This is a genomic window from Pedobacter frigoris (genome assembly GCF_005116445.1).
GTDB classification, from domain to species: Bacteria; Bacteroidota; Bacteroidia; order Sphingobacteriales; family Sphingobacteriaceae; genus Pedobacter; species Pedobacter frigoris.
In genome coordinates this window covers 712,891-738,019 of sequence record NZ_SWBQ01000002.1, presented here as the reverse complement: position 1 = coordinate 738,019, position 25,129 = coordinate 712,891, and the positions used below count along the sequence as shown (strand labels likewise).

Annotated in this window: 21 protein-coding genes; 14 read left to right on the top strand and 7 right to left on the bottom strand. The window is 39.0% G+C overall.

From position 1 onward, the window contains the following. Positions 1-68: 68 nt before the first annotated feature. A complete protein-coding gene (locus tag FA047_RS09730; RefSeq protein WP_205943278.1) occupies positions 69-1,373 on the bottom strand; it encodes a DUF3472 domain-containing protein in 1,305 nt (434 codons plus the stop codon). A 152-nt stretch (positions 1,374-1,525) separates the two neighbouring features. Here FA047_RS09730 and FA047_RS09725 point away from each other — a divergent pair, with 152 nt between their 5' ends. Continuing rightward, positions 1,526-4,684, top strand: coding sequence for a glycoside hydrolase family 2 TIM barrel-domain containing protein (locus FA047_RS09725; RefSeq protein ID WP_136835845.1), 3,159 nt, complete (start codon positions 1,526-1,528; stop codon positions 4,682-4,684). Between the two features lie 206 nt (positions 4,685-4,890). Here the strand turns inward: FA047_RS09725 and FA047_RS09720 are convergent, their stop codons facing one another. Together FA047_RS09720 and hemW are read right to left on the bottom strand one after the other, a co-directional pair. After that, positions 4,891-5,676, bottom strand: a complete 786-nt coding sequence (locus tag FA047_RS09720) for an SDR family oxidoreductase (protein WP_136835844.1) — start codon at positions 5,674-5,676, stop codon at positions 4,891-4,893. Between the two features lie 21 nt (positions 5,677-5,697). Continuing rightward, positions 5,698-6,837, bottom strand: coding sequence for a radical SAM family heme chaperone HemW (hemW, locus tag FA047_RS09715; RefSeq protein ID WP_136835843.1), 1,140 nt, complete (start codon positions 6,835-6,837; stop codon positions 5,698-5,700). 209 nt (positions 6,838-7,046) lie between these two features. On the opposite strand from hemW, the gene FA047_RS09710 reads away from it, so the two are divergent. The 8 genes from FA047_RS09710 to FA047_RS09675 all read left to right on the top strand — a co-directional run bounded on the left by FA047_RS09710 (position 7,047) and on the right by FA047_RS09675 (position 14,212). Next, positions 7,047-8,120: a site-specific integrase gene (locus FA047_RS09710; protein ID WP_136835842.1), complete on the top strand. Its 1,074-nt coding sequence runs from the start codon at positions 7,047-7,049 to the stop codon at positions 8,118-8,120. Between the two features lies 1 nt (position 8,121). Next, positions 8,122-9,057, top strand: coding sequence for a hypothetical protein (locus FA047_RS09705; RefSeq protein ID WP_136835841.1), 936 nt, complete (start codon positions 8,122-8,124; stop codon positions 9,055-9,057). A 133-nt stretch (positions 9,058-9,190) separates the two neighbouring features. Further along, positions 9,191-9,544 (top strand): helix-turn-helix transcriptional regulator, encoded by a 354-nt coding sequence (locus tag FA047_RS09700; protein WP_136835840.1) that lies wholly within the window; start codon positions 9,191-9,193, stop codon positions 9,542-9,544. Positions 9,545-9,552: 8 nt separating this feature from the next. Then, positions 9,553-10,752, top strand: coding sequence for a primase-helicase family protein (locus FA047_RS09695; protein WP_136835839.1), 1,200 nt, complete (start codon positions 9,553-9,555; stop codon positions 10,750-10,752). A gap of 234 nt (positions 10,753-10,986) precedes the next feature. Then, the gene (locus FA047_RS09690) at positions 10,987-11,862 is read left to right on the top strand and encodes a toprim domain-containing protein (protein WP_136835838.1); all 876 of its coding nucleotides are present in this window, start codon (positions 10,987-10,989) and stop codon (positions 11,860-11,862) included. A 381-nt stretch (positions 11,863-12,243) separates the two neighbouring features. Then, complete coding sequence (locus FA047_RS09685; protein ID WP_136835837.1) at positions 12,244-12,621, top strand: plasmid mobilization protein; 378 nt, start codon at positions 12,244-12,246, stop codon at positions 12,619-12,621. Continuing rightward, positions 12,611-13,585, top strand: coding sequence for a relaxase/mobilization nuclease domain-containing protein (locus tag FA047_RS09680; RefSeq protein WP_136835836.1), 975 nt, complete (start codon positions 12,611-12,613; stop codon positions 13,583-13,585). The genes FA047_RS09685 and FA047_RS09680 overlap by 11 nt, the downstream gene beginning before the upstream one ends. Positions 13,586-13,615: 30 nt before the next feature. Further along, a complete protein-coding gene (locus tag FA047_RS09675; RefSeq protein ID WP_136835835.1) occupies positions 13,616-14,212 on the top strand; it encodes a hypothetical protein in 597 nt (198 codons plus the stop codon). A gap of 39 nt (positions 14,213-14,251) precedes the next feature. On the opposite strand, the gene FA047_RS09670 is transcribed toward FA047_RS09675, so the two are convergent. Then, complete coding sequence (locus FA047_RS09670) at positions 14,252-14,890, bottom strand: histidine phosphatase family protein (RefSeq protein ID WP_136835834.1); 639 nt, start codon at positions 14,888-14,890, stop codon at positions 14,252-14,254. 406 nt (positions 14,891-15,296) lie between these two features. Between FA047_RS09670 and FA047_RS09665 the strand changes: the two genes are divergently transcribed. The 5 genes from FA047_RS09665 (at position 15,297) to FA047_RS09645 (ending at position 18,564) form a co-directional block, all read left to right on the top strand. Beyond that, on the top strand, positions 15,297-15,941 hold the full coding sequence (locus FA047_RS09665; RefSeq protein WP_136835833.1) for a Crp/Fnr family transcriptional regulator: 645 nt from the start codon (positions 15,297-15,299) through the stop codon (positions 15,939-15,941). A 114-nt stretch (positions 15,942-16,055) separates the two neighbouring features. Continuing rightward, positions 16,056-16,523, top strand: a complete 468-nt coding sequence (locus FA047_RS09660) for a hypothetical protein (RefSeq protein ID WP_136835832.1) — start codon at positions 16,056-16,058, stop codon at positions 16,521-16,523. A gap of 24 nt (positions 16,524-16,547) precedes the next feature. After that, a complete protein-coding gene (locus FA047_RS09655; protein ID WP_136835831.1) occupies positions 16,548-17,573 on the top strand; it encodes a helix-turn-helix domain-containing protein in 1,026 nt (341 codons plus the stop codon). Between the two features lie 168 nt (positions 17,574-17,741). Then, positions 17,742-18,191: a MauE/DoxX family redox-associated membrane protein gene (locus tag FA047_RS09650; protein ID WP_136835830.1), complete on the top strand. Its 450-nt coding sequence runs from the start codon at positions 17,742-17,744 to the stop codon at positions 18,189-18,191. A gap of 82 nt (positions 18,192-18,273) precedes the next feature. After that, a complete protein-coding gene (locus FA047_RS09645) occupies positions 18,274-18,564 on the top strand; it encodes a hypothetical protein (RefSeq protein WP_136835829.1) in 291 nt (96 codons plus the stop codon). 72 nt (positions 18,565-18,636) lie between these two features. Here the strand turns inward: FA047_RS09645 and FA047_RS09640 are convergent, their stop codons facing one another. From FA047_RS09640 to FA047_RS09630, 3 genes are read right to left on the bottom strand one after another with little or no spacing between them, the layout of a single operon-like run. Continuing rightward, positions 18,637-20,148, bottom strand: a complete 1,512-nt coding sequence (locus FA047_RS09640; RefSeq protein ID WP_169304375.1) for a TlpA family protein disulfide reductase — start codon at positions 20,146-20,148, stop codon at positions 18,637-18,639. Between the two features lie 46 nt (positions 20,149-20,194). Further along, entirely contained in the window at positions 20,195-21,589 is a 1,395-nt protein-coding gene (locus FA047_RS09635) for a RagB/SusD family nutrient uptake outer membrane protein (protein ID WP_169304374.1), read from the bottom strand. A gap of 4 nt (positions 21,590-21,593) precedes the next feature. Beyond that, positions 21,594-25,094 carry a SusC/RagA family TonB-linked outer membrane protein gene (locus tag FA047_RS09630; RefSeq protein WP_169304373.1) on the bottom strand — a complete coding sequence of 1,167 codons (3,501 nt, stop codon included), beginning with the start codon at positions 25,092-25,094 and terminating at the stop codon, positions 21,594-21,596. Positions 25,095-25,129: the final 35 nt, after the last annotated feature.

Below are 25,129 nucleotides of genomic sequence, written 5' to 3'. Positions count from 1 at the left end.
GCTAAAAAATAGGAAGAGGCAGTCCATTTCGGACGGCCTCTTCTGTTGAAGATTAATCAATTTCTCTTTTAAGGCAGTTTATTGAAATCTATTACAGGATGTGGTTTTCCCGATGGTTTTCTTTGTAGCGGCGTTGATATTGGAGTGAAGTCACTAAAGAACCCACAATTTTTCAAGTAGAAAGATTTATCATCGGATCCACCTGCGTAATCCTTCCTATAGTTTTTCCTTGCAGTATTATCTGCAGAAAATCCTGCGCCAGTTACCTCGTGCCAGTTGCCTTTTGCGTCTATAGCCCATTGGTTTTTATAGTCGCCTCTTCTTGTTTGATCTCCTGTTTGAGGAGAGAAGCACTCCAGGAATGAGTGTAAGCCTTTCAGGTAAGTGCCTGATTTAGGTCGCTCAAAACTTGCTACTAATTGCCAATCGCCTTTTTGAACATCTTTGAAGTATGCCGTGTATATTGTAGATTTTTTAGCGGTATTAGGTTGTGCACGAATCAGGAAAGCATAAGTTTTTCCAGCTTCCCATGGATACAGCATATAGCTTTGTCCTCCGGAACCTTCATTCCCAAACTCTCCGGTCTTTGTATTCGGTCCCTTTTTTAACATGATTACTTTCATGCTGTCCGGAATTTCTTTTGGATTATCCGTACTGAATGGACTCCAGATAGAAAAAAGTACCCTGCGTTCTGTTGGGGAGTTGGTTTGCATACCGAAATATCCGCCGCTGAAACCATTGGCCATGTAATAGGTGCCTAATACATCATCACCTACCGGTACCGTTACTTCATTATAGAACCATTCTGTATTATCGTCAGCAGCACTTGGAATGCGATAGTTTAAGTGCACAGACGGGCCTCTGTGTCCCCAGTAAAAGAAGTTGCCTTCGTTATCTTTTACGTAGGCTGTACCTTTTTCTAGTGCTGGGCCACTTACGATAAGGTCTGATACCTCTGCGTATACCTGACCGGTTTTTGAAAGGCCTCTTAGTTCAACTTTCACATAGCCAGGATTTTTGATGTCGATAGTGCCAATTTGAACAATAGCAGACCCAAGATTACTTACTTCCTTCGTTAAAGTTGCTCCTGCGGCAGTTATGCTGATTTTGCTATTCCCTTCAGGTACACTAAGCTTTAAAGAAAGGTCAGCCTTACCGGCACTTTCCGTTCTAAAATAGATAGAAATTACATCTGATTCTGCTGACCAGTTTGTGATTCCGTTATTTCTAATTCGGGCTTTCGAATTTTTACTAACCCATCCATTTCCACCAAGTGGTACAGTAATGGGATCTACTGCCGCATTGTAATCTGCAAAGCAGATTGAGCTAAGGGTTAGCTGAAATGCGAACAGAATAAATAGGATTCTTTTCATATTCATTTGTTAATGTGTGGTTTGTATTGTTTATTGCTATGAATGTATGAAAAGGGCAAGGAATTTTTGCTGCTAAAATTCAGTCAAACGTTTGCGTTGGCGTTTTACTTAAAAATATATTAAGTTCGACTTAAATACAATCTAATACACAAATGAAGAATTTTTTTACAACATTTTCTCTATTATTAGCCTCTTCAGGGCTAATGGCCCAGCAGCTTCCAACTGAGCTTCAAACTCCTGAAGTTGTTTCTGTAAACAGGATGCCTATGCGGGCCTCGGCATTCGCTTTTGAAAACAAAGCGCTTGCGTCAAAAAGAGAGAAAGAGAAGTCAAACTATTTTTTAACGCTCAATGGACAATGGAAGTTTAACTGGGTACAAGACCCACGTAAACGTCCGGATGATTTTTATAAAACGGCATTTGATGATAGCAAATGGGATAATTTTAAAGTTCCCGCAAATTGGGAGACCAATGGTTATGGTCTGCCAATATATGTAAATCAGCCCTATGAATTTGCCGGACGCCGGAATACAGGTGCCAGAATGAATCCTCCATTTGATATTCCGGAGGATAACAATCCGGTAGGTTCTTACAGAAAGAAATTTAATCTTCCTCAGAATTGGGATGGCAGACAGGTCTTCATTCATTTGGGAGCGGTAAAGTCTGCATTTTTTATCTGGATCAATGGAGTTAAAGTAGGCTATAGTGAGGATAGTAAGCTCGCTGCGGAATTTGACATTACGAAATACGTGAAGGCAGGAGAGAATCTGGTTGCTTTACAGGTTTATCGCTGGAGTGATGGCAGCTATCTGGAGTGTCAGGATATGTGGCGTATTTCGGGTATCGAACGCGATGTTTATCTCTACTCAACACCAAAACTTGATATCAGGGATTTTAAGACAATAGCTACGCTGGATAAAAGTTATAAAAACGGGTTGTTGTCAGTAAGCGCTGAAATTGACAATTATAGGATTGACAGGAGAACCAATCACAGTAAGCCAGATACGTTTGCTGTAGAGCTGGAACTGATAGATCCAAAAGGCAAATCAGTTTATAAGGATGAAACAAAAGGCATCAAAACAGTGCTTGGCAATTTTAAAAGTACTGTTCAGTTCAACACTGAAGTGGGAGATGTTGCTCAATGGAGTGCCGAAATACCAAATCTTTATACCCTATTCATTACATTAAAAAATAAGAAGGGAGAGATTCTGGAAGTTATTCCGCAGCGTCTTGGTTTCAGGACTGTGGAACTGGTTGGCAATAACTTCCTGGTAAATGGCAAGAGGGTATTCTTTAAAGGAGTGAACAGGCATGAGCACAATGCTACACAAGGTCATACACTGACACATGAGGATATGCGTAAGGATATGGAAATGATGAAGAAACTGAACGTAAATTCAGTAAGGCATTCACATTATCCTCCAGATCCTTACTGGATGGAACTTTGTGATGAATACGGTTTATACGTGGTGGATGAGGCGAATATTGAATCTCATGGCCGTTATTATGATCTAGCTTATACTTTTGGTAATGATAAGCAATGGAGAATACCACATTTAGAGCGTATCAAAAGAATGTATGAACGTGATAAAAACCATTCTTCAGTAATTACGTGGTCATTAGGAAATGAGGCTGGTAACGGCGTGAATTTTTATGAAGGATATGATTGGTTAAAGGCCAATGACATGAGACCCGTTCAATATGAGCGTGCAGAGAATGATTACAATACAGATATGATCGTACCTCAATATCCTGATCCAAACTGGTTGAAAAGATACGCTAACAGTAATCCCAACAGGCCATTGATCATGAGTGAATTCGCTCACATTATGGGTAACAGCTTAGGGAACTTTAAAGAATACTGGGATGTGATAGAAAGTCAGCCGAATTTACAAGGTGGCTTTATCTGGGAATGGATAGACCAGGCGATTGATACTGTGAGAAATGGCAAGAGGTTTAATGCCTATGGAGGTGATTTTCCGCTAAGTGGCCCTGTAAATGAAGATTTTAGTGATAACAACTTCTCTGTAAAAGGCGTGGTAACCAACTATAGAGGAATGACTCCAATGGCTGTAGAGGTAAAAAAAGTTTATCAATACATCAAAACCGCTTACGAAGGAAACAACAAAATAAAAGTTAACAACTCTTACTTCTTTAAAGGGCTGGATAATGTAAAACTTGATTGGGAATTATTGGAGAATGGAAAGGTTGTAGAAAAAGGTACATTAAGTACGCTAAATATTGATCCAAGAACAGAAAAGGAAATTCTTCTTCCTGTTAAAACTAAGGCTAAAGCTGGTGCTGAATATTTTTTAAATGTGTATTACGATTTAAAAACCGCTGAGCCATTCTTGCCAGCTGGTTACAATATATCTGCTGAACAATTTGCCTGGAATGGAACTGCGGTGCCAGTTAAGATGGCTGCAACCAGCGCTAAAGTGACAATTGAAAAACCTGCAGGAAAGACACTGGTAAAAGGTAAAGATTTTTCCGTTGAATTTGATCTGAACAAAGGAACAATGACTGCTTACACCGTAAAAGGAACCCAGCTGCTAACTGAAGGGCCAACTCCTGGATTTTGGCGTGCTCCTACAGACAATGACATAGGTGCGGGTTTCAACAGAAATTTAAGAAAATGGCGTAATGCTTATACTGAAGGTAAATTGATCTCTGCAGATGTACAGTATGGTGCAGGGGGAGTGGCGATCGTTACGTTCAAAAAAGATCTGATAGACGGAGATGCCAGTGTGGAACAAGTATTCACAGTCAGAGGAGATGGAGCCATTAAAGTAGACAGTAAATTTACAGCAAATAAGGGTAAATATGCCTTGATGCTGCGTATAGGTAATGATTTGCAATTGAACAAAGAGTTCAGTAAAATCACATTTTATGGGCGTGGACCAGGTGAAAATTACTGGGACCGCAAAACCGGCTCGTTTGTGGGTTTATACAATCAAACCATAGACGATCAGTATTTTCCATATGCCCGTCCGCAGGAGAGTGGCAACAAAACAGATGTACGGTGGGTAAATTTTACAGATAAAAAAGGAAAGGGCCTGAGTTTTGGTATGGCGGATAGCTTATTGAGCTTTGCTGCGGTTCCATATTCTTTGGACGATCTGGATCCTGAAGTTGAAAAGAAACAATACCATTCCGGTGAGCTCGTTAAGCGCGATAAGATTTATATGCATGTTGACTTGATACAAAGTGGTATGCAGGGAATTGACAGTTGGGGTTCAATGCCAATGAAAGAGTATAGAGTTCCCTTTGCGAAACATGAATACTCATACTGGATAAAGCCAATTCAATAAATATTATTTGACGATACTAAAAAGGGTTTTCACAAACGTTTATGTTTTTGAAAACCCTTTTTTATTGGTTCTGTCATATTTTGGATAGAATGTTCTCGTTTTTTAACATGATGATTTGTAGACATTTGTGTTTTTAATTCTGTAATTATAGCGCAAACGTTTGCGCTGAACAATTCAATAGCGATGTTGCTGACTGTAAATACTGGTTAGGTTACTTTGGCCGTTCTGAGGTATTTTGAAAATCTCAGAGGGAAGAGCCGTTTAAATAAAACTCCTTTCACTTCTTTTCCTCCTATATATACCTCTTCTTTTTTTGATTTAATGGCATTGATGATCTGCATTGCACATTCTTCTGGCAACATGCCATTCTCCTGAGCGATATCCATAGTTCCCTGAGCTTCTCCTGTCGCAGTTAATGCATTTAGTGTCACATTGGTTTTTATAAAGCCAGGGCAAATGATGGTGATTTGAATATTCTTGTCAAATACTTCCGAACGCAGAGAGTCAAAATAACCATGAAGTGCATGTTTAGATGCTGAATATGCGGAACGCATTCTTGTGCCAAATTTTCCAACCAGGCTACTAATACACACTATAGTTCCTCCTCCATTTTTTATCATTACGGGTAGAACTGCCTTGCTGAGTATAACTGTACCCCAGAAATTAACATTCATGAGCCGTTGTTCAGTTTGGAGTCCTATCTCTAAGGCTAGTCCGCGCTGACTGATTCCGCCACTATTAATCAGGAGATCAATTGTGCCATAAATTTTAATGGCATCAGCTGCCTTATCTGTTAATGCAGCAGTATTTTCAAGATCTATCGGAAGCACATGTATGTTGACAGGACTTTTACAAGCCATCTTGACTCTGTATAATTCGTCACGGTTACGCGATGATATGATGAGCCTGGCACCAGCCTTGTCATAAGCGTAAACAAGTGCCTCACCTATACCGGATGACGCACCGGTAATCCAAACTACTTTATTCTTCATCTATGATTTTATTAATAATATTTAAAGATGATCATCTTGCATCAAAAATAACTCTGATGCGATGTAATCGGCGAATAATTTACCTTCCTGTGTCAGAATCAAATGATCATTCTGATTGATGAGCCATTGTCGTTCTATAAAAGGTTTGATTGCTTTTAATGTGTCTTCAATAAATAGTTTGCCAAATTCCATTTTTACCTTATTAAGGTCTGTTCCCCACATGGTGCGAATAGAGGTCATAATGTATTCATTAAATCTATCGTATTGATCAAGCTCTTCGATAGTTTCCGGTAATTCGTTTATAAGGAGTTTGTTCATGTACAAGGCATTATTGGCGATATTCAGATAACGAACGTATCCATCAAAACCATGAGCGGAAGGGCCGATTCCCAAATAGGGAATACCCCGCCAGTAATTGGTATTGTGGACAGCGTGTTTGCCTGGCTGACTATAATTTGAAATTTCATAATGCTCAAAGCCTGAGGCGCCCAGTTTTTCAGTCAATATCGTGAATTGAGCTGCGCTCTGCTCATCATTAACAGGTGGTTGCTGCCCTTTTTTTATTGCACTTGCAAGAGCCGTTCTCGGCTCAACTGTTAATGAGTAAGCAGAAATATGTGGTGTTTGAAATTCAACGGCTTTATTGATATTGCTAAGCCACTTGTTATCATTCAATAGCGGATAACCATAAATAAGATCTATGCTCAAATTTTCAAAGCCTGCATCCTGACTTCTTTTAATACATGTTTCTGCCTCTCCTGCATTATGGGCTCTGTTCATCCAGCGAAGATCCTCATCAAAGAAAGACTGAATACCTATGCTGAATCTATTTACAGGTAATTGTTTAAGCTCAGTAATTTTTTTTGCGTCCAGGTCATCAGGGTTTGCTTCAATGGTAATTTCAGCTCCGGATTTTATAGAAAAGTTTCTGGTAATGGTGTCGAATATCTTCTCAAAATGTTTCTGAGGTAGCACCGAAGGAGTTCCCCCTCCGAAATAAATTGTGCCTACCTGATCTGATATTCTATGTTTTTTTAAAGTGATTTCTTTACAGATGGCATCAGTTAGTTCATCAATGTATTTGAAAGAAGTGCTGAAATGAAAGTCACAGTAGTTACATGCTTTTTTGCAGAAGGGTATGTGGATATAAATTCCTGACATGTTACTGAGGTCGGTTAAATCGTAATAGATCAATATAGAATATCATTGTTATTTGCCTCATTTTCAATGTTTAGTGTATTTTATTTTTACTCCCATCTATTGTAGTTTACCGTAGTTTTCGTTATTTTTGTTACTCATTTGTTACTCGTTCACTTTTTTGAGTAACACGAGTAACAAAATATTGTTCAAACCTTAAAAAACGTAATCTCATGGTAAAGGTAAGGTATAAAAAATTGGCTAGTGGAAAGTTTAGTGCGTATTTGGATATTTATTCGAATAATAGTGGTGATGGGCCCCGCAATTATGAATTTCTCAAAATATATGTATCAAAGGACTATTCTGATCCCAAAACAAGGGTTGCTGAAGCCGACAAAGATAATATGAAGGTAATCAATGCCATCAGGAATTCCAGGGAGACCGACACGAACTTTTCTGAGAACGGGTATAAGAAGCCTGGTAAAACCGATTATAATTTGATCAATTATTTCCGGCAATGCCTAAAGAGTAAGTATAATTACAGGTTAGAATGTGTCACCATTCAACTTGAAAAATACTATGGGAAAAGAACCGTATACTTCCAGGACGTGGATAATGAATTATTGGATACTTTTCAAACCCATCTCCTTAACACTGTTGCGCAAAATACAGCTAACTCTTATATGTGTACTTTTCGCCAATTCTTCAATAAGTTGGTCACCAAGGGTATTTTAAAAACATCACCTTTCTCAACATTCAAAGTTGTAAGTGAAGCAGATGTTGAAAAGACCACCTTAACGATGGAAGAAGTTAGGGCACTTGCTGAATACGTTCCCAAGAGAGGCAATCCTCAAATAAAGGAGGCCTTTTTGTTTTCATGTTTTACGGGATTGAGGTTGTCAGATGTGAAGAAATTTACCTATGATGAAATTGTCGGTGATGAGATTGTTTTTCGTCCTGCTAAGACATCAAAAAAAATTGTTCGAGTGCCATTAGTTGATGATGCTAAAGCTATTATAGCCAGCATTCCGAAGCATCCAAAAAATTCTAAAGTTTTTTGGAATTTGCCATCTGGTCAAGTAATCAATACTTATTTAAAGTTTTTTGGTTTAGGGGCGGGGATTCAAAAAAATCTTCATTTTCATGCTGCCAGGCACACATTTGCCACAATAGGTTTAACTTATGGCATTGATATATATACAATGAAGGAGCTGCTGGGACACAGTAAAATTGAGATGACCCAAATATATGCGAAAATTGTTGACCAGAAAAAAGTAATGGAGATGGCTAAATTCCCAAAACTCTGATATGAAAAAGATATTTTTTGAAATTGGCCTGGTAATTATTTTTTCGCTGCTGTATTTGCTTTTTCCAACGGTACGAATAACTTTAATAGTCGTATTTAGTTGCTTGGCTATTTGGATTGTGCCAGTACAGTTATTTCTTTCCATAAACTTGCAGAACTGGTTGAATGAATTAGGTGGACGCTTCCATAAACTTACTCCAGATGATCGCCTGATGCAAATAAGAGGGACTTTTAAGGGCCTGGATTACATAGATGCAAGTAAACTTCGTAGATTTTATATCCATGTTAGCGTGTTTCATTATGTATTAATGATCCTCTTTGCCCTCGGCTTTTTAATGATGGGAATATTTTTTTTATTCTTAGGCGTCATATTCCCAGAACAGAGCATGGTTACAATAAGTCTGGTTGGATTTGTTATTACTAGTATTGTAGGCTACATCCTGGTAAATAATCTATTTCCCACCAGTGTCAAGAAAAATATTGACGGTGTTTTGTTTCTGTTTTGGGGTAAAGATTGGCGTAAGAAGTTATTTGGAGGAGCTGATGGTGAGGAAACTTTCGATACCATACCCCCGAGCTTCTTTAGTTATTGGCTTATAGGAAAAACACGAGAAGAAAAGGAGGCAAATTTTAAGGCATTTATTAATGACTTAAATAGTGCTAGTAAAAATGGTCAATTGTTCAATATTAGAGATGATGGAAAAATATTAATTAATGAGATTGCCTATGCAGGATCATTTAACAAATCCTTTTCGGGCTTCTTGAAGTATTGTATTGATGAGGTTAAAGTACTTTCAAGCGATATTCTTCGTAACAAAAAAAGGCATTTATTGAGGGAAGTTTTTGCGCTAGAGAACTCAAAATCTTTAATATTTCTTGAAGATAGCCGTATGAAGTCCGTTGGGGATGAGTACGTAAAGGTCTACAGGGTGAAGTAAAAAAACATAGTAAATTACTGTTGTAACTAAATTATGATAGAACTTTTTATTAGATCATTCGATAACGAACAATCGTTCGTATAGGTTTATTTTCTTCTATTTTTTTGCTTCCGTTAATCAAAACGGAGGTAAAATGAATATCAATGAAAACACCAGGCTAATAGATTTGAAAGTGTCCGATCTATTAACCATTCTTAAAGAAACAAATCCACCTATGGAGGGGAAAGCCCCTACTATGGGGCGCCCTGGAGAAGATGAGATCGGCGGTTATGAGATCGCCGAAAAGGTTACAGGTTATGCTCGGCAGACACTTTATCAGCTCAAGTCAGAAGGGAAAATTCCTTATATCGGATTGCCAAATGGTGGGGTCAGGTTCTCAAAAAATGCAATTTTGGAATGGCTTTTATCCCACAAAAAGTTAAGCGATGCTGAGGTAGCAGACAGGGCGGAAGATTTTGTTCTCAAACGCAAATTGCGAAGAAAGTGAGGGCTAATATGGAACAGGCGCACCCTTACATCCGCATTGGCACCAGCTATTATAAAACTGTCAGAAAACCTTTAGCTTCAGGAGATGCAATGGTTATGCTCGTCCCTTGGTCAGCAGAATGCATCAAGCAGGATCACGGGAAAAGCTATTTGTCTGAAATAGAAAAGTATGATGGCTTCTGTTTTGTTCCCAGCCATTTAAACTATCAGCGGATAGTTGAGAATTTTTACAACCGTTATTACCCTTTTAAACATAAAGCTAAGGAAGGTGAGCCGCTTACCAGCCTTAACTATCTCCGGCATATATTCGGTGACCAGTTGGAGATTGGCTTAGACTATTTGAAGCTCCTTTTGGAAAGGCCTATGCAAAGGCTCCCAATCCTTTGCCTGGTCAGCGCTGAGCGCAATACAGGCAAAACTACATTCCTAAACTGGCTGAAAGCCATCTTTGGTGACAACATGACGATCAATACCAATGAGGATTTTCGTTCCAATTTCAATGCGGAATGGACGCAAAAGCTGTTGATTGGTGTCGATGAGACTTTTCTTGAACGAAGAGAGGACTCAGAACGGCTTAAAAATCTGAGTACTGCCACATTCTACAAAACTGAAGCTAAAGGAATGGATCGGCAGGAGACGGAATTTTTCGGCAAGTTTGTCCTTTGCAGTAATAACGAAGATAACTTCCTGATCATTGATCCAGGTGAAACAAGGTATTGGATAAGGAGAATCCCGGTGCTTATCTCTGATAATCCAAATCTGCTAGCAAAATTGAAAGAAGAAATTCCCATGCTGGTATATTACCTAACTAAACGGAAAATGACCAGCGCTAATCAAACCAGAATGTGGTTTAGTCCTGAACAAATCTTCACGCCTGCCTTGAAAAAAGTAATTCGGCAGAACAGAGTTAAGCTCGAAGTTGAGCTTGCAGGGGTGCTACTGTCAATAGTAGACGACCAGGAATTAAAAGAGATCCGTTTTTGTATCGGTGATGCCCAGGGATGGTTAAACCGAAGAGGCATCCGAAGCCCGGATACTACCTCGATAAGACGAGTGCTGCAAAACGTATGGAATTTAAAACCAGCATCTAATTCCAATGCCTATATGCAATACAAATTTTCTACCGAAGGAAATATATATGAACAGGCAAGTAAAGGCAGATTTTATACGCTGGATATGGAAACCATTTTAAAACTAAATGATTGTTGATGATTTGATGACAATCAATATAAATAATTGATTATGAATAAAATAACTGTCATCAAAACTTCATCATCAGTTCATCAAATAGAGATGCTGATGAAGAGAAAATGATGGAACAAAAAGTGATGATGCGTTTGATGAACAATTGATGACGCTACAACATTCTGTAATACAGTATATTAGTGGTGCTGTTCATCAAATCATCAAAAAATAGAGTACGAACCCTATAAAGTAATTAGTATGAGTAATTTAACATGTGAGCAAGCAAGGTTAATTCCAATAATAGAATACCTGAAACACCTGGGTTTTAACCCGCAAAATAGCAAAGGATACAATCACTGGTATATATCCCCTTTTAGAAATGAGAAACACGCCTCTTTTAAAATAAATAGCCTTCGTAATATATGGTATGATTTCGGTGAGGGATGCGGTGGAAACCTTATTGATCTCGGTACCCGCCTGCATCAATGCAGTGTTTCTGATTTATTGCAAATGCTTTCAGGATCAAATTATACTCCGGTATTGATTCCAGTAGATAGAGCTGCCCTTAATAAACAGGAAGAAGAAAGTAAAGTTAAGATTATAGGTGCCTATGATCTGGTGGATCAAAGTTTATTAGCCTACCTGAAGAGCAGAGGAATCAACCTTAACATTGCCAAAAAGTATTGTCAACAAGCCGACTTTACAATATATCGAAAAAAATATACTGCAATTTCATTCGCCAATAAATCGGGCGGTTATGAATTACGAAGTTCATTGATAAAGGTTAGCTCTTCTCCAAAGGACTTTACCCTAATTGATAACGGATCAAAAAACTTAAAATCAGTGGAGGGTTATATGGACTTTTTGTCGCTGTTGACTATGCACCCTAAAGACCATGCCGATTTTAATTACTTGATCTTAAATTCGGTGAACATGCTCTCCAGGGCACTTGATATTATGGGCGACTACAAAAATATCTTCGCCTATTACGACCAAAACAGTGCTGGGAGAAAAGCAACGGAACTCGTCATGAATACCTTTAAGAATGCCGTTGATGCATCCGTTTTTTATCCCAAGTTCGAGGACGTTAACGACTATTGGGTTGACCAACTCAGTCGAGGGAAGCCCAGGTAGGTTTGATAAGAAACAGGACATATTCGTATAGCTGTATATCTGAATATTTGTATATCTAGATATTCAGATATATAGTATAGGTGATCTCGGATCTAATCGGATTGATGCTTTTATCTGTTATATCTGTGAACAAAATCCTGTTACCATTTTACGATCTGCCAGAACAATTGTCCTGTCGGCAGTCATGGGGAGTCTAGATCCTATTTACAGTTAAAAAAAAGTAAGATGAACCGCCAATCAGTTCGTACCCTCACTATTGGCGGTTGGTAAGGAGCGAGTTAATGTTTTTGCTATACAAAAACTCCCCGGCACCCCAAAAAGGTGCTTCGGGGAACTCGCTCCCGGTGGTCGACATTCCAAACAGTTTAATGAAGGAAATTAATGACAGCAACACAATCTAATCCCAAAGACAACAATAAGCGTCTGCCAGGCAGACCAAAAAAATTGATCAAAAAAAGTGATTTGCTGATGGTAAGGATGACTCCTACTGAACGCCTTTTTATAGAAAACAAATCTAAAGTTGCCGGAATGAAGCCCAGCGAATGGTGCCGCAAAGCGGCGAAAAGTGCAAAGGTAGTTCCACGCTTTTCAACCGAGGAAGTGGGCTGGTTCAGGGATTTATCAGGCTTGTCAAACAACCTCAATCAGCTGACACATCTAGCGCATGTTAATGGACTATTTAGCCTGGCTTTAAAGTGCCAGGCGCTACTGGTTCAAATAGAAAGTTTGTTAACTAAAATCAGTAATCATGATCGGTAAACCAATCACTGGAAAAAGCTTCGGAGGCTGCGTCCGGTATCTCCTGGATAAACCAGATGCGAAAATCCTTTCAGCAGAGGGGGTGAGGATTCAGGATGCAAAATCAATTACACAGGATTTTAATTTGCAACGCAAGTTGCGACCAGGTCTGGGAAAGGCTGTCGGGCACTTGGTACTCAGCTGGAGCAAAGAGGATTTGCCTAAGCTCAACGATGAGCAAATGGTCGCAAGAGCGCAGGAATACATGAAAAAAATGGGGATTGCTAATACACAATGTTTAATTGTGAGACATCATGACAGGGAGCATCCGCACTTGCATATCGTGTATAACCGGGTTGATAATTCCGGTCAGACAATTACTGATAAAAATGATTACCAGCGCAATATAAAAGCTTGTAAAGACATCACATTAAAGTATGGCTACCACCTTGGAGAAGGCAAAGAACTGGTCAACCGTCTCGCCTTGAAAGGAAAAGAAAGTCTGAAATATGAACTCTATGATTCCATTAAAAGTGCATTGAAGCAGTCGATCAGCTGGAAAGGATTTGAAAGTAAGTTGAATGCGAAGGGAATAGCCGTAGCCTATAAATACCGTAGTGGAACCAATGAGGTGCAAGGCATTTCGTTTGAAAAGGGAACCCTAAAAATGAAAGGTTCTTCAGTAGATCGTAGCTTCAGCTTTGCCCAATTGGATAGACAGCTGGACAGGAATTATCAGGTAAAACAGTACCAGGAAGCATTAGCAGCTAATAGGCCTTCTCTGGCTGATCAGTTGAGGGAAGCAATCCGAATTGACGTCCAAGCGGAACATCAGCACAGCCATGACCGAGGGGAAAGTTTATTGGATATTTTGTTTCGCAGTGAATTTATTCCGGCGCAATCAGATCCCATTGGCGATGCAGACAAACGCCGTAGAAAAAGGAAGAAACATGAGACCGAGCAATCCCAAGGCGTAACCAGATAGGTAAATATTTAACCCCAAAACCCACCTAGTATGAAAGAAATAGAAGAAAGAGTAAACATGTTAGAAGAATTATTTGAAGGATTTGTTGAAAGAGTAAAGGTCTTAGAAAGTGTAGTGCCTGAATATTTAGACACCTTTTTAAAACATTATAACAAGTCCATGACTGATATCTATGGGCAGATTGAAAAATCAAATAACAGATATGATCACTCTAAAATTCAACAAAACATCGATGAGGTCAAGCAAATTCTGGCTTCAACTCCGAAAGTTATAACAGTAAGAAACTCCCATCATTTCGGGGCATGGTCGAAAAATCTGATCATCGGTGTAGTGGTTTGCATTTTATTGACCACAAGTTCGGTTGGAACAGCCTTATACCTGAACCACCGTAACAATAGGCTCAATGATGAAGCCTATAATTTCTGGCTCATCAGGGCGCTATATCCTGAAGCGGCTAAAACCATACTCACCAAGTTAGGGGAAGATCCAAACGCACTGGTGGAAATGGCGGAAAAGGAGATGGCCAAACAGAATGCCATTATCGCAGCGCAGGCACAGGCTGAGCAGGCAGAAAAACAGCAGCAAGCGGCGAACGAAAATTTGAAAAAAGCCAAGTCAGGGCAGTAATTATAACGCAATAGAGGGAGGCGATTTGATCAAATCCCTTTATGTTTTTTCTATCGATTGTAAATTTGGATTTATAACCGTCCATTTATTATCATCATATTCACACTTGAAAATAGCCGTATTTTCAACAGAAAGCTTACTCATTTTGTCCCTGAAATAGCGCATACTTTGATTGTCTATATTCTCGTTGCTAGTCTGGATATATTGACATGTCGCCCGGATTACATGACCATGCACAAATACCAGAATAAAATTCTCACTTCGGTTTTGCAGTCGCTTAATCCCATTGATTACCCTACCTTTAAAGTCAATAAAGGACTCTGCGCCTGTTCCATGAACATACGTTGCCTCGCTCTTATTCCAGTAATCTCTTACCCAGGGCTTGCGATCTTCTACACTGGTCCCAATACATTGAGCTGGAGACAGAAAATCATATTCCTGCAACGGCCAAACTTCAATAGGCACATCTGGAAACTTAACTGTTGTTGGCTCGGCAGTTTGTTGAGTGCGTAGGTAAGGAGTCACTACAATTAATTCAGGTCGCTTATCTATAGTTTTGGCTAGGGCTTCTGCCTGGGATTTTCCCTTTGATGTTAGAGGTATAGTTCCCGGATCAGTAGTGGGTAATCCGGCATTAGCCGAACTTTCACCATGTCGTATAAACCAAACAACTTTCATGTCAAATAATTTTTAATTATCCAATATTACGAAAACGCTATTAAATTGTTCGTGCAGGACTTCCTTATTTGCTGGTCATAAAGCAGAAACTGTTTAGTTGTCAAGTGTTTTACTCGGATTTTAGAGCGCATTTAAAACCTAACTCATATAATTTAAATATTATATTTCTTTTGACAAATCGGCGGTGCTTTCATTTTGCTCGAAAAAGTGGGGATGGTCGTTAAAGAGAGGGTAATGCCCATTCTTCTCCTTTTATTTTTATCACCTAAAATCGATTATTAAGAGTTACTTGCGAATATGAAGATTTGCTTGTCTAGAAATTTTGGTCAATATTTGCATCTGCTGACAACTATTCTTAATTGAACTAAATATTAACCTCTGCGCTCGCAGTATTTTAATTCTTCCTATGGACAATCATCCCAAAAAAGCTCCGGTTACCCCTATATCCGACGAGTCCTTCGAAATTTTAATTGGCATTATGGGACATTTTATCGAATTAAGCAAAGAGTTTAAAGCTATGTTACGCCGCATGCTTTTTGAAGTAACTTACGGCAAAGGCAATACTATCCTAAGCCCTGGGGCAAAACAGAATATCGTGTGGTTTACAATTGATGGTCTGCTCCGGGAAATAAGTGTCGATAAAGATAGCTACGCCGAAAAAACTAGTTGGTTTTGGTTTGCCCTTACCTTTATCTACGCTATTCCTGGATTCTTTGACCAGGAGCCGTCCCAGGTCAAGATTAAAGTTGTCAAGGATAGTAAAGTCATATTCATCAGCTATGACAATTGGAAAATTTTAAAGGATACTTTTGCAGAGACAGATAAACTTACCGAGAAGATCCGGAGCGATTTTGAGGTGGCAAGGAAACAGCATGCGAACGATATTATTGATCTCAGTACAACAGAGCGTTATTTAAAGAAAGAGGTTGAACTGAATTTGCTTTTTCCCTATATACAGCTAAAATATATTGCTGAATATATGGGCATGTCTACCGATACGCTCGGCAAGCTTAGAAGGCGGTTTAAGAATAGACAACTACCCACCGTCTGAAAAAAAGCAGACCAAAGTCTGAAAAAAAGGCGACGCAGATCGTGTTTTTTTACGATCTGCGTCGCCTTTTTTTGATTATAAAGTTTCGAGCTTTAGGTAAGTTAAAGTACTGATATGAATAATCAAACAATCTACGCCGTCCAAGCACGGGATTGGGATGACCTGGATTCCGTCCATGCGATATTTGATAGTTTGGAGAAAGCGGAAAACTTTTTAGTCCGCTTCAAAACCAAACAGGATCTGAGAATTATTGATCTGATTTTAAACCCCGATTTTATCAGCGATAAAAATCAAGATCCTTATCGGGTAGAGCTGGCTGGCACCAAAACTATTCCCGACGATGTATCGATCTGTACGTCAATTGAAGATGCTGAGGAGGCGTTGGCCCGGACTTTTTTGGTTGAGGTATGTGCAAGCCCTGACATTGAGCAAGCTGATTTCTCCGTTAAGGTTTTCGCACAATCACCAGAGGAAGCTATTGATAAGGCAGTCAAAATCAGGAACGAAGGAATTGCACGTGGAGACTGGCAAACTGCACACCTTGAGATGTTAACACTGATAAAGAAACTGGAAAGTCGCTAGCGGCTCTCATTCCCCCATCCCTGAATGAAAGAGCCTCTATCCTTTAATTTTCCAGCGGAGCTGCTGAAAGAAATAAGCCATCATGATAAATGCCCGGACGATCTTGAGCCTAAGATTTCCTATGCGCAGGTGAATTACATTGTTGGGCCAAAGTTGCGTCTGCTGAAGCAATCATATAGCGGTTCCAATATTTTTATCACACTGTTTCATGCACATATAACCGATTCGTTTGCTGTCACTACTATAGTGCCACAGGCCTTTCTCGGTTTCTTTTATATAATGGAAGGGGAAATAAATTTTCTGATGCGGGGTAAATCAGAAATGATATGTTTAAAACAGGGAACATGCTTCGTTATGTATGTGCCCGCAGGTGAGTATTCATCTCCTTGGTTTCCTGGCAAAAGCATGGTGGCTTATTTCGTCTTGCATCCCCATCTTTTAGGGAAAATGCATGATGATTATCCAGAACTTCAATTGCCAATTAAAAAGCTTCTTCAAAATGATTCCGATCCGAACATATTCCATGTATGTGAAATTAGCAAGGCGATGCACTTATATTTGCGTAATCTAGGGAACTATACACAGCAGAGAATCCTTGGAATCGAAGCAGCAATCCTTAAACTTTTCAATGAACTGCTTGAAGCGCATTTGCAACAAGAAAGTCCGCAAAGGTTTTCTCAACCAGGACGGTTAGAAATTGTAATCAGAGTATATGAGTACATTAGATATCATTCTTTTTTGGGGCCACTTCCAACGGTGGAAGAATTCGCCGACATGTTCAATATTAGTCACCGTACCTTAGCGAGAACTTTTTTTAAAACCTTTAAGGTTACCGTTAAAGATTTTTGTGACCAGGAAAAAATGGATGCTGCACATTACTTAATAGCCCAAGATAATCTTTCAGTAAAGAGCGTATCAGAAAGATTTGGGTATGGAGATCCCCAATCCTTCTCACGGAAATTTAAGAAGCACTTTGGTTTTTCTCCTACGGATGCCAAAAAACATGCCCCTTTCCTTAATACCCGAAAAGTGTCCAAAATGGTTAGGTGATTTTGTCCAATTCGGTTAGGTGCTTTTTTTAACCATTGATTTAATTTTACTATACCCAACAGGGAAATTGATTGCCGGCTGTTCAATACGTCTTGATCAGCTGGTTTTTAAGCCTGAAATAAAACTATGATTGTGAACAACAATTTTTGAAATTAAGCGAACTTAAACATGGAAACTTCAATAAATAAACCAGGATTATTTCTGTGGACAGAAAAAAATAAGAGGATCATTTTTGATGCTATTACTTATCTATTTGTATTGCTATTTGTCTACACTGCTGGTGGTAAATTAATTACCATTGAAACATTTAAGGATGTACTGACGAAGTACCCACTCATTAGTGATTACAATACTATAATAGCCTACCTGGTTCCAATCACGGAATTGTTAGTGTCGGCACTGCTTATTATTCCTGCGACAAAAAAATATGGAATAATGGCATCATTAGGATTAATGACCTTATTTATTATATACATCATATACATGTTCCTGTTTAAACAGGAACTGCCTTGCAGTTGCGGGGGAATCATTTCTAAACTCTCATGGAAGCAACATATCTGGTTTAATTCAATTTTTCTCTTCCTGTCAATATTTGGGTTGATCATTTATAAGAAATAAAGATTTTGCTTAGGCAAGGCAGGTAAAGCCGTACCCTGGTTAAAGAAATATGGTAAAAAATCAAACCTTAATAAATACGATTATGAAAAAAGTATTTTTTGGCTTAGCAGTAGCAGCGGTTGCACTAAGCGCGAGTGCATTTACAAATGCGGTAAGGCTTAATCAAGCCTATGTAACAGGAGCAACAGGAACAGCTCCAAACAGAACATTTAGTTACAATCAAATTGAACAGGATTGTGAAGGTGATGAAAATCCCTGCAAGCTGATTTCGGCGGGTAGTTCTCCGTTCAATTTTGGTACTTCGGGAAACATTGCCGAATCAGTAGTGAATGGGCCAAATGTGGATATTGACTCGGAAAAAGGGGCGCTTTAATAATAAGGAGGAGGATTTCCTCCTCCTTATTGCCATTAATTATCTTCTGCAATATTTACTACAGACTTAGAGTCAGAGCAACTCATTAATTGCTGCTGTTAACAATTCCTCCTGATATAGATTGTTCGAGTTGAAAAATTTAATCCTGTTTTCCCTGTCTAATAAGATCACAAAGGGGTAGCCGGTGATATTGTTTCGGGTAACAATGGGATCTAAGGCCCGTAACCCATTGGTATAGACATTTTCTGCATCCAGGGAGGTATAAGTACCCTTTTTAACACTTTCTTTCCATACCGGTTTATCTCTGTCAATGGAAATGGAAAGAAATACGACATGCGGATTATCTTTGAATTTCTTTTCTGCTTTTATTAATGTCTTTCGGTAGAAGTCCTGGCAATGCCCGCATCCGGTATACCAGAAGTCAATTAATACAACTTTATTTTTGAAATCTTGTAGTGTTTTGAATAGACCATCGATGCTTTCCAGTTTAAAATCTGTGAATTTTTTACCTGGACTCCTAATCGATAATTCTTTTAACAGTGCGAGGTAGCTGGAGTCTTTAACGATAGTCCTTGCCATTGCATAATAAACTTCTGGGTTTTCAGCTAGTCTAAAGGTAGTAAGCTGCATCATTACCATTAATTCCTTGAGTTCGGGGTTAAAATGTGCATCTTTTGCTTTGTTAAAGATCCATTCAGGCGAATATTTACCAGTGCTCAGTCTTGATGCGGTTTGTAGCTTATTGGCCATGAAATGCAAAAAGTTTATTGATTTCGCCAGATACTTTTCCTCAATACCATAATTGTGTTCAAAGTCGTATGAATAATTGAACCTGTTGATGATAGCTTCCCGGGATTTCAAATCCAGCGTCGAGAATTGTCCGGAAGCAACAAATGCAGAAATCTCACCAAAATAAGCGCTCTTGCCAGCATATATTAAATTTGCTTTTAAAACGTTATAGCTTTCAGCACTGAGTTTTCTTTTGTAGTTTTCCAGTAATTGCAGTTTGGCTTGCGTTACTGTTGGTATTGCATCAAATTGATCATATTGGAGAATATTGCCATTCCATCCTTTAGGCCACATCTCAGTAATCTTTATTAGCTTGTTGTCTACAACTACATGTTTAAACTGATTAATCAGGTTGTATTTATCGGCTCCCCGGCCATTAAATTTACATTCTGCTCCTAATCCAAGCTTACTTTCTTTAAAACTTAATCGAATAGTTAAACTATCGTTGATTTCCCAAAATTGCGGTTCAAGTATAGATACGGATTTTTTAAAAGCGACTTCTCCCATTACCCTGTTTTTTCTCAAATCAAAATATCCTGAAGATTGAGAAACAGGTATTTCAAATCGGAAATAGCCTTTGTCATTTTTTACCGCTTTATAATCAGACCTGTTGTTCCTGAAAGCGGTTCCTTTTAAGGTAGCCAGCATATTTTTGCCCAGTGATACAGTTAATGTGTCTGCAGCTGTCGCTTCGGAGAAATAGATATTTAGGTATAAATACCCCTTGGTTAGTTTATTAGGTGCTGATTTAGTTACTGTTCCGCAAAACACATTGAAAAAAATAATTAGTAGCATAGCTTTATGAAAGCCAGTTGAATTCTTTATCATCGTAATATTTTATTTATCTATCATTCTGTTTAATTCCACTTAACCGGATTTCCTGAGTAGGAATGGGCAGTGTATAGCGTTTATCATTTGGAAGCAGGGTATATGAAGTTCCATTTACGCTTCGGGTAAGAGTCTTCTGAAATCGGGTTTCCTGATTCAACCTCCTCAGGTCTTCCCATCGGATATTTGCTGTTGCCGGAAATTCTTTCCTCCTTTCGTTGAGGATAATCTGTAGCGCATCATCTGCACTGGCAGTCGTTTTTTCAGTGAAGCTTCCGGATTTGAACCTATTTTTTAGTACTAAATTCAGATCTGCCAATGCGCCCGCTGCATCGCCATCTCTGGCACGGCATTCTGCGCGTATGAAATAAATTTCGTTAGCAGCTAAACCACAGAAATTTGGGGATCTTCCGGAGTACCCGCCTCTAAATTTTACTCCAGTACTTACGGTAGCAAAAAAATATACTCTTCTTAAATCCTCCTGTTCATAGGTTCCATATAAGTCCCGGTCTATGAATCCCCTGCTGGAGCTGCTGGCAAGAACCTGCGAGAATTGATTGCTTTCGGTATAGAACAATACCTCGGGGTTATTTTTGGCATATGCAGGAAACCTGTATGTCGTTGATAAATTAACAATGGTATCGTCATTGAAATCTAAGAGTTGGGGGCTTAGTGCTAAACATTTGTCCGCATACTGGGCGCCGTTGGTATAATCACCCATATTCAAATAGATTTTTGCCAGCAGCGCGTAAGCTGCTGATCGTACCGGACGTTGAACATAAGTTTGTGATGTTGCGAGTAGTTCTGTAGCAAGGAGCGCATCACTGATGATCTGTTCATAGGTCTGGCTTAAAGAGGCACGTTGTGTTATAACGGTTACGTCCGAATTGGTTCTAAGTGGAAGCCCAAGGTCTGTATTTGCTGATGGACTATAAGGGTGGCAAAATAACTGCGCCATATTGTAATAAGCAAAAGCACGGTGAAAAAGTGCCTGTCCCTTAATGTTATTGTATATTTCTCCCTTTGCCTCGATTTTGTTTAAGCCATCCAAGATTACATTTGCGAGTCCTATGGTTCTAAAACTGTAACTCCAGGTAATCGCATTGTCCAGGGACCAGATTTCCTTTTTCCAGGTATAGAGGTTTCGTTCATCTTGTGTGGAGGCTGAAAAAGAAGCATCTGTCAGATAAGTATTATCTGATCCTGGTAAACCAGCAGCAGAAGTTACGTTCATTCTGTCCGTATTATCCAATATAGCCTGGAAGTCTGTTAAAGTTTGTGGAACTACATCATTTTTATTTGCTTTGATGTCCAGCCAATCGTTTTGCTTTTTGCAACCAAGAAATATTAAGCAGGCAATTAAAAGGTACATGTAATTCATATGGAATAGTCTGTCAGTTCTTTTCATGAGTTTAAAAATTAGCATTTATACCGAACGAAATTGTGAATGGATTTGGGTACTGGCTCCTTGTTCTTGGATCAGTGGCTGGGTCAATACCTGATTTATTTTTTCTCCAAATGATTCCTATATTATTGGCAAAACCAAATACGTTTAGGGATGCCAGGCCAATTGCCTTTAAAGCTTGAGCGTTAAGCTCATATCCTAATCGAACATCCTGAAGCCTGATATGATCCCCGGGTTCCACTAGAATTTCAGAAAGTTGATAAAAAGAGTTTCTGTTCGAATCTCCTGGATAGATTATGGAGGGCACATTGGTGGAGCTTTCATCACCAGGTCTTTTCCATGCTAATTGATAATCAGCATGCCCCGCTTGTATAAGGTTCTCATAGCTTGTGTTCACCGAAGGTCTGCGAAAGACAAAACCAAGACGATAGGATATATTAACAGACAGACTGATCCCTTTTAAACTAAAATCATTTCTGAATGAACCATAAACACTCGGAATTTGAGATCCGTTAAATACTAAACTGTCAGGATTGAAATTGTTCCTGATGGCTAAATAGTCTTCACTGATTTGTCCATTTAGATAACCCCTTGGATTACCGTTAGCAGGATTTAAGCCTGCCCATTTGTAGCTGAATATGGAGTACAAGGGTTTACCCTCAACATAATCACCATTGCTTATACTGGACGCATTTAAAGGCGAATCATATTTTATGACCTTATCTTTTATGCAGCTCAATAAGAATGTCGTTGCCCACTTAAATTTTCCGTTGAGATTTTGACTTTTTAAAGTCAGGTCTATTCCTTTTGTTTGGGTGCTGGCTGTATTAGCCAGGTAGGTCATAAAGCCCGTTTGAGCGGGCAACTCGGTTGGCTGAATTAATTCCTTTCCGTACTTATGGAACAATTCTAAGCTACCTGTAAGGGTATTGTTTGCAATGCCAAAGTCTGCACCAAGATTGACGTTGTTAACGCGTTCCCACTGAAGCCGTGGGTTAGGAGCTGAGGTAATATAAATGGAACTAGCTCCTGTGGTATTATTGTTGGTGTAATATCCGGAAAGGTAAGCTGAGCTAAGTTCGTAGGTATTGCCCTGGTAGCCATAAGAGGCTCTTAAACGTAGATAAGGAAGCCATTGTAATTTGTAAAATGATTCCTTAGATAAATCCCAGCCCAGTCCTGCGGATAAAAAGGGTTTAAATTTATCATTCACTTTAGCCCCGAAGAGATTTGCGCCATCTTTTCTTACACTTACATTTATGGTATAGCGACTGTCATATTGATAAGTAGCTATAGAGAAGTAAGAAATGGTTCTCCGCAACATTCCGCCTACGGTCCCCAGCGGAGCAGGAATGTTTGCAGATCCGGATGGGTTTATGGGATAAAAAGTTTCATAGTTTAAGTTATTGACGGATAAGCCAAATTGGTCATTATAACCATAAGAGGTGCGGCTATAGGCTTCTGTTTCTAATTCGTTTACCTCTGCGCCAATCAAACCACTTATGGTGTGCTTGTTAATGGTTTTTTCAAAATTGACTTGTCCTCTTAGGTTGTTGCTTTGCCAGTTCACATTGGATAGATCCAATATGCCATTCTTGGGAAATGGATAGGAGATGCTTCCGGATGAAGCATCATAAGCACTAAACTGATTGATCAAATTGCGGGCATAATAGGTATCGATGCTTCGATAATTGCGATCTATTATGATCTGCTTCTCGCTTTGATAATTTAGCTGTATACTTAAATAGGGCAGAACCTGGTACTTAGCGCCAAATTTCAAAAGTAAATCGCTGTTTTTAATTTTATGGTCAGCGAGTTTGATCTCATCCAATGGTCTGAGATTCCAATCTAAAAACCCCAGAGAGCTGGTATTGTCAATGTATTGACGCCTTAGATTTTGCAATACAGGCAAACTATTGCCCTGATTATCCGCGAAACTGGCGTAGGGATAAATAGAAATATACGGATAAGCTAAACCTGTAAATGAACCATAGATGTATTCATTATTGGCTAAGGTTTCATTTTGGGAGTAATTTATTCCGGCTGTCAGCTCCAAATTTCTGATAGGGGTGTAGGTATTCAAAGAATTAATCGAAATCCTACTGTACTCATTTCTGATGAGGTTGTTTTTGTTTTTATCATAGCCTGCTGAAAGGGTATAGGTCATGTTGTTCGTGCCACCACGAATACCTAATGAATATTGCTGGTTAAGTCCCTTCTGATATAGATAGCGGCTGTAATCATCGCGGACATCACTAGCTTTAAGGAGGTTTAGTTCTTGTTGAATCTCATTGCGCTGTTGATCTGTAGTAGCTGATCTGTATTTTGTCATTAATTCAATAGCAGGTGTGATCGTTGGAAAGGTCACATCATCGGCTAGTTGACTGTCAAAATAGCCATTGTTAAACAAAACCTCTTCTACTTCAATATAGTCCTTAGAGCTTAAAAAGGCTTGGTCGTATTTAAGATTAGGTTTGTTGATAATGGTAAAATTGCTGCTGAAATCAATTTTTGTTTGCTGATTTAATTTGCCCCTTTTGGTCGTAATGACGATTACTCCATTAGCCGATCTTGCGCCCCAGATGGATGCTGCAGATGCATCTTTTAAAATTGAAATGCTTTCAATGTCATTCGGATTAATATTATTGACCTCACCCTCATAGGGGAAATTATCCAGGATAATCAAAGGCTCTTTTGATGCATTGAATGTACTTTGTCCGCGAACAGTTATTCCCGTACTTTTGGCAAGCGGGTTTGTAGTGATGCTATTTAATTGGGGATCACGATCCTGAAAATATACACCAGGGACCAAATCTTTAATCCGATCGATTAGGTTAGATGAAACACTTCTATTAAGAAGTTGATTGTCTATTTGCGCAAAACTTCCCGTTGTTTTAGACCTATCCAAAGTCTGATATCCTGTTGATACATTAACTTCTTCTAGCTGACCTGCTTTAAAACCTAACTTAATTATGCCGATATTTTCAGAAGCTGTAATTTCTAGTGTTTCATAGCCTATATAAGATATAACCAATATTGCATCCTCAGCAACATTTTGCATAAAAAATCTACCCTGACGGTCAGTCCTGACGATGGTGGTACTACTCTTAATTTTTATAGTTGCCCCGACAAGTGGCGATCCCGTTTCATCGACAATGGTTCCCTGGATATCTATATTGCTGAATTTATCTGCAAGCCTTTGAAATAGCGATGTTTTTTTTGCCGTTATTATGATGTTTTTTCCTTTAATCGAGTAAGTAAGTGGTTGACCTTTAAAGCATTTATCCAGAACCTCAGTAATACTGGCTTTGGTAACTGAAATAGTAATCAGGCCAACTTTGGAAATCTGTTGTTCCGAATAAGAAAAATCATAGTCACTTTGCATCATGATTTCTTCAAAAACAGCGCTAATGGATGCATTTTGCTTGTTTAAAGTAATGGTTTGTGCTTTGGATGAAGCCGTAACCTGTATCAAGGGTATGATCAAGAAGAGAAAACTTAGCTTCATAATGATCAAAAATTTGGCAGTGCAGCTCCTGGCGG

Coding starts and splice junctions, on each gene's coding strand:
- FA047_RS09730 (WP_205943278.1), bottom strand. CDS start 1,373: ATGAAAAGAATCCTATTTATTCTGTTCGCATTTCAGCTAACCCTTAGC.
- FA047_RS09725 (WP_136835845.1), top strand. CDS start 1,526: ATGAAGAATTTTTTTACAACATTTTCTCTATTATTAGCCTCTTCAGGG.
- FA047_RS09720 (WP_136835844.1), bottom strand. CDS start 5,676: ATGAAGAATAAAGTAGTTTGGATTACCGGTGCGTCATCCGGTATAGGT.
- hemW (WP_136835843.1), bottom strand. CDS start 6,837: ATGTCAGGAATTTATATCCACATACCCTTCTGCAAAAAAGCATGTAAC.
- FA047_RS09710 (WP_136835842.1), top strand. CDS start 7,047: ATGGTAAAGGTAAGGTATAAAAAATTGGCTAGTGGAAAGTTTAGTGCG.
- FA047_RS09705 (WP_136835841.1), top strand. CDS start 8,122: ATGAAAAAGATATTTTTTGAAATTGGCCTGGTAATTATTTTTTCGCTG.
- FA047_RS09700 (WP_136835840.1), top strand. CDS start 9,191: ATGAATATCAATGAAAACACCAGGCTAATAGATTTGAAAGTGTCCGAT.
- FA047_RS09695 (WP_136835839.1), top strand. CDS start 9,553: ATGGAACAGGCGCACCCTTACATCCGCATTGGCACCAGCTATTATAAA.
- FA047_RS09690 (WP_136835838.1), top strand. CDS start 10,987: ATGAGTAATTTAACATGTGAGCAAGCAAGGTTAATTCCAATAATAGAA.
- FA047_RS09685 (WP_136835837.1), top strand. CDS start 12,244: ATGACAGCAACACAATCTAATCCCAAAGACAACAATAAGCGTCTGCCA.
- FA047_RS09680 (WP_136835836.1), top strand. CDS start 12,611: ATGATCGGTAAACCAATCACTGGAAAAAGCTTCGGAGGCTGCGTCCGG.
- FA047_RS09675 (WP_136835835.1), top strand. CDS start 13,616: ATGAAAGAAATAGAAGAAAGAGTAAACATGTTAGAAGAATTATTTGAA.
- FA047_RS09670 (WP_136835834.1), bottom strand. CDS start 14,890: ATGAAAGTTGTTTGGTTTATACGACATGGTGAAAGTTCGGCTAATGCC.
- FA047_RS09665 (WP_136835833.1), top strand. CDS start 15,297: ATGGACAATCATCCCAAAAAAGCTCCGGTTACCCCTATATCCGACGAG.
- FA047_RS09660 (WP_136835832.1), top strand. CDS start 16,056: ATGAATAATCAAACAATCTACGCCGTCCAAGCACGGGATTGGGATGAC.
- FA047_RS09655 (WP_136835831.1), top strand. CDS start 16,548: ATGAAAGAGCCTCTATCCTTTAATTTTCCAGCGGAGCTGCTGAAAGAA.
- FA047_RS09650 (WP_136835830.1), top strand. CDS start 17,742: ATGGAAACTTCAATAAATAAACCAGGATTATTTCTGTGGACAGAAAAA.
- FA047_RS09645 (WP_136835829.1), top strand. CDS start 18,274: ATGAAAAAAGTATTTTTTGGCTTAGCAGTAGCAGCGGTTGCACTAAGC.
- FA047_RS09640 (WP_169304375.1), bottom strand. CDS start 20,148: ATGCTACTAATTATTTTTTTCAATGTGTTTTGCGGAACAGTAACTAAA.
- FA047_RS09635 (WP_169304374.1), bottom strand. CDS start 21,589: ATGAAAAGAACTGACAGACTATTCCATATGAATTACATGTACCTTTTA.
- FA047_RS09630 (WP_169304373.1), bottom strand. CDS start 25,094: ATGAAGCTAAGTTTTCTCTTCTTGATCATACCCTTGATACAGGTTACG.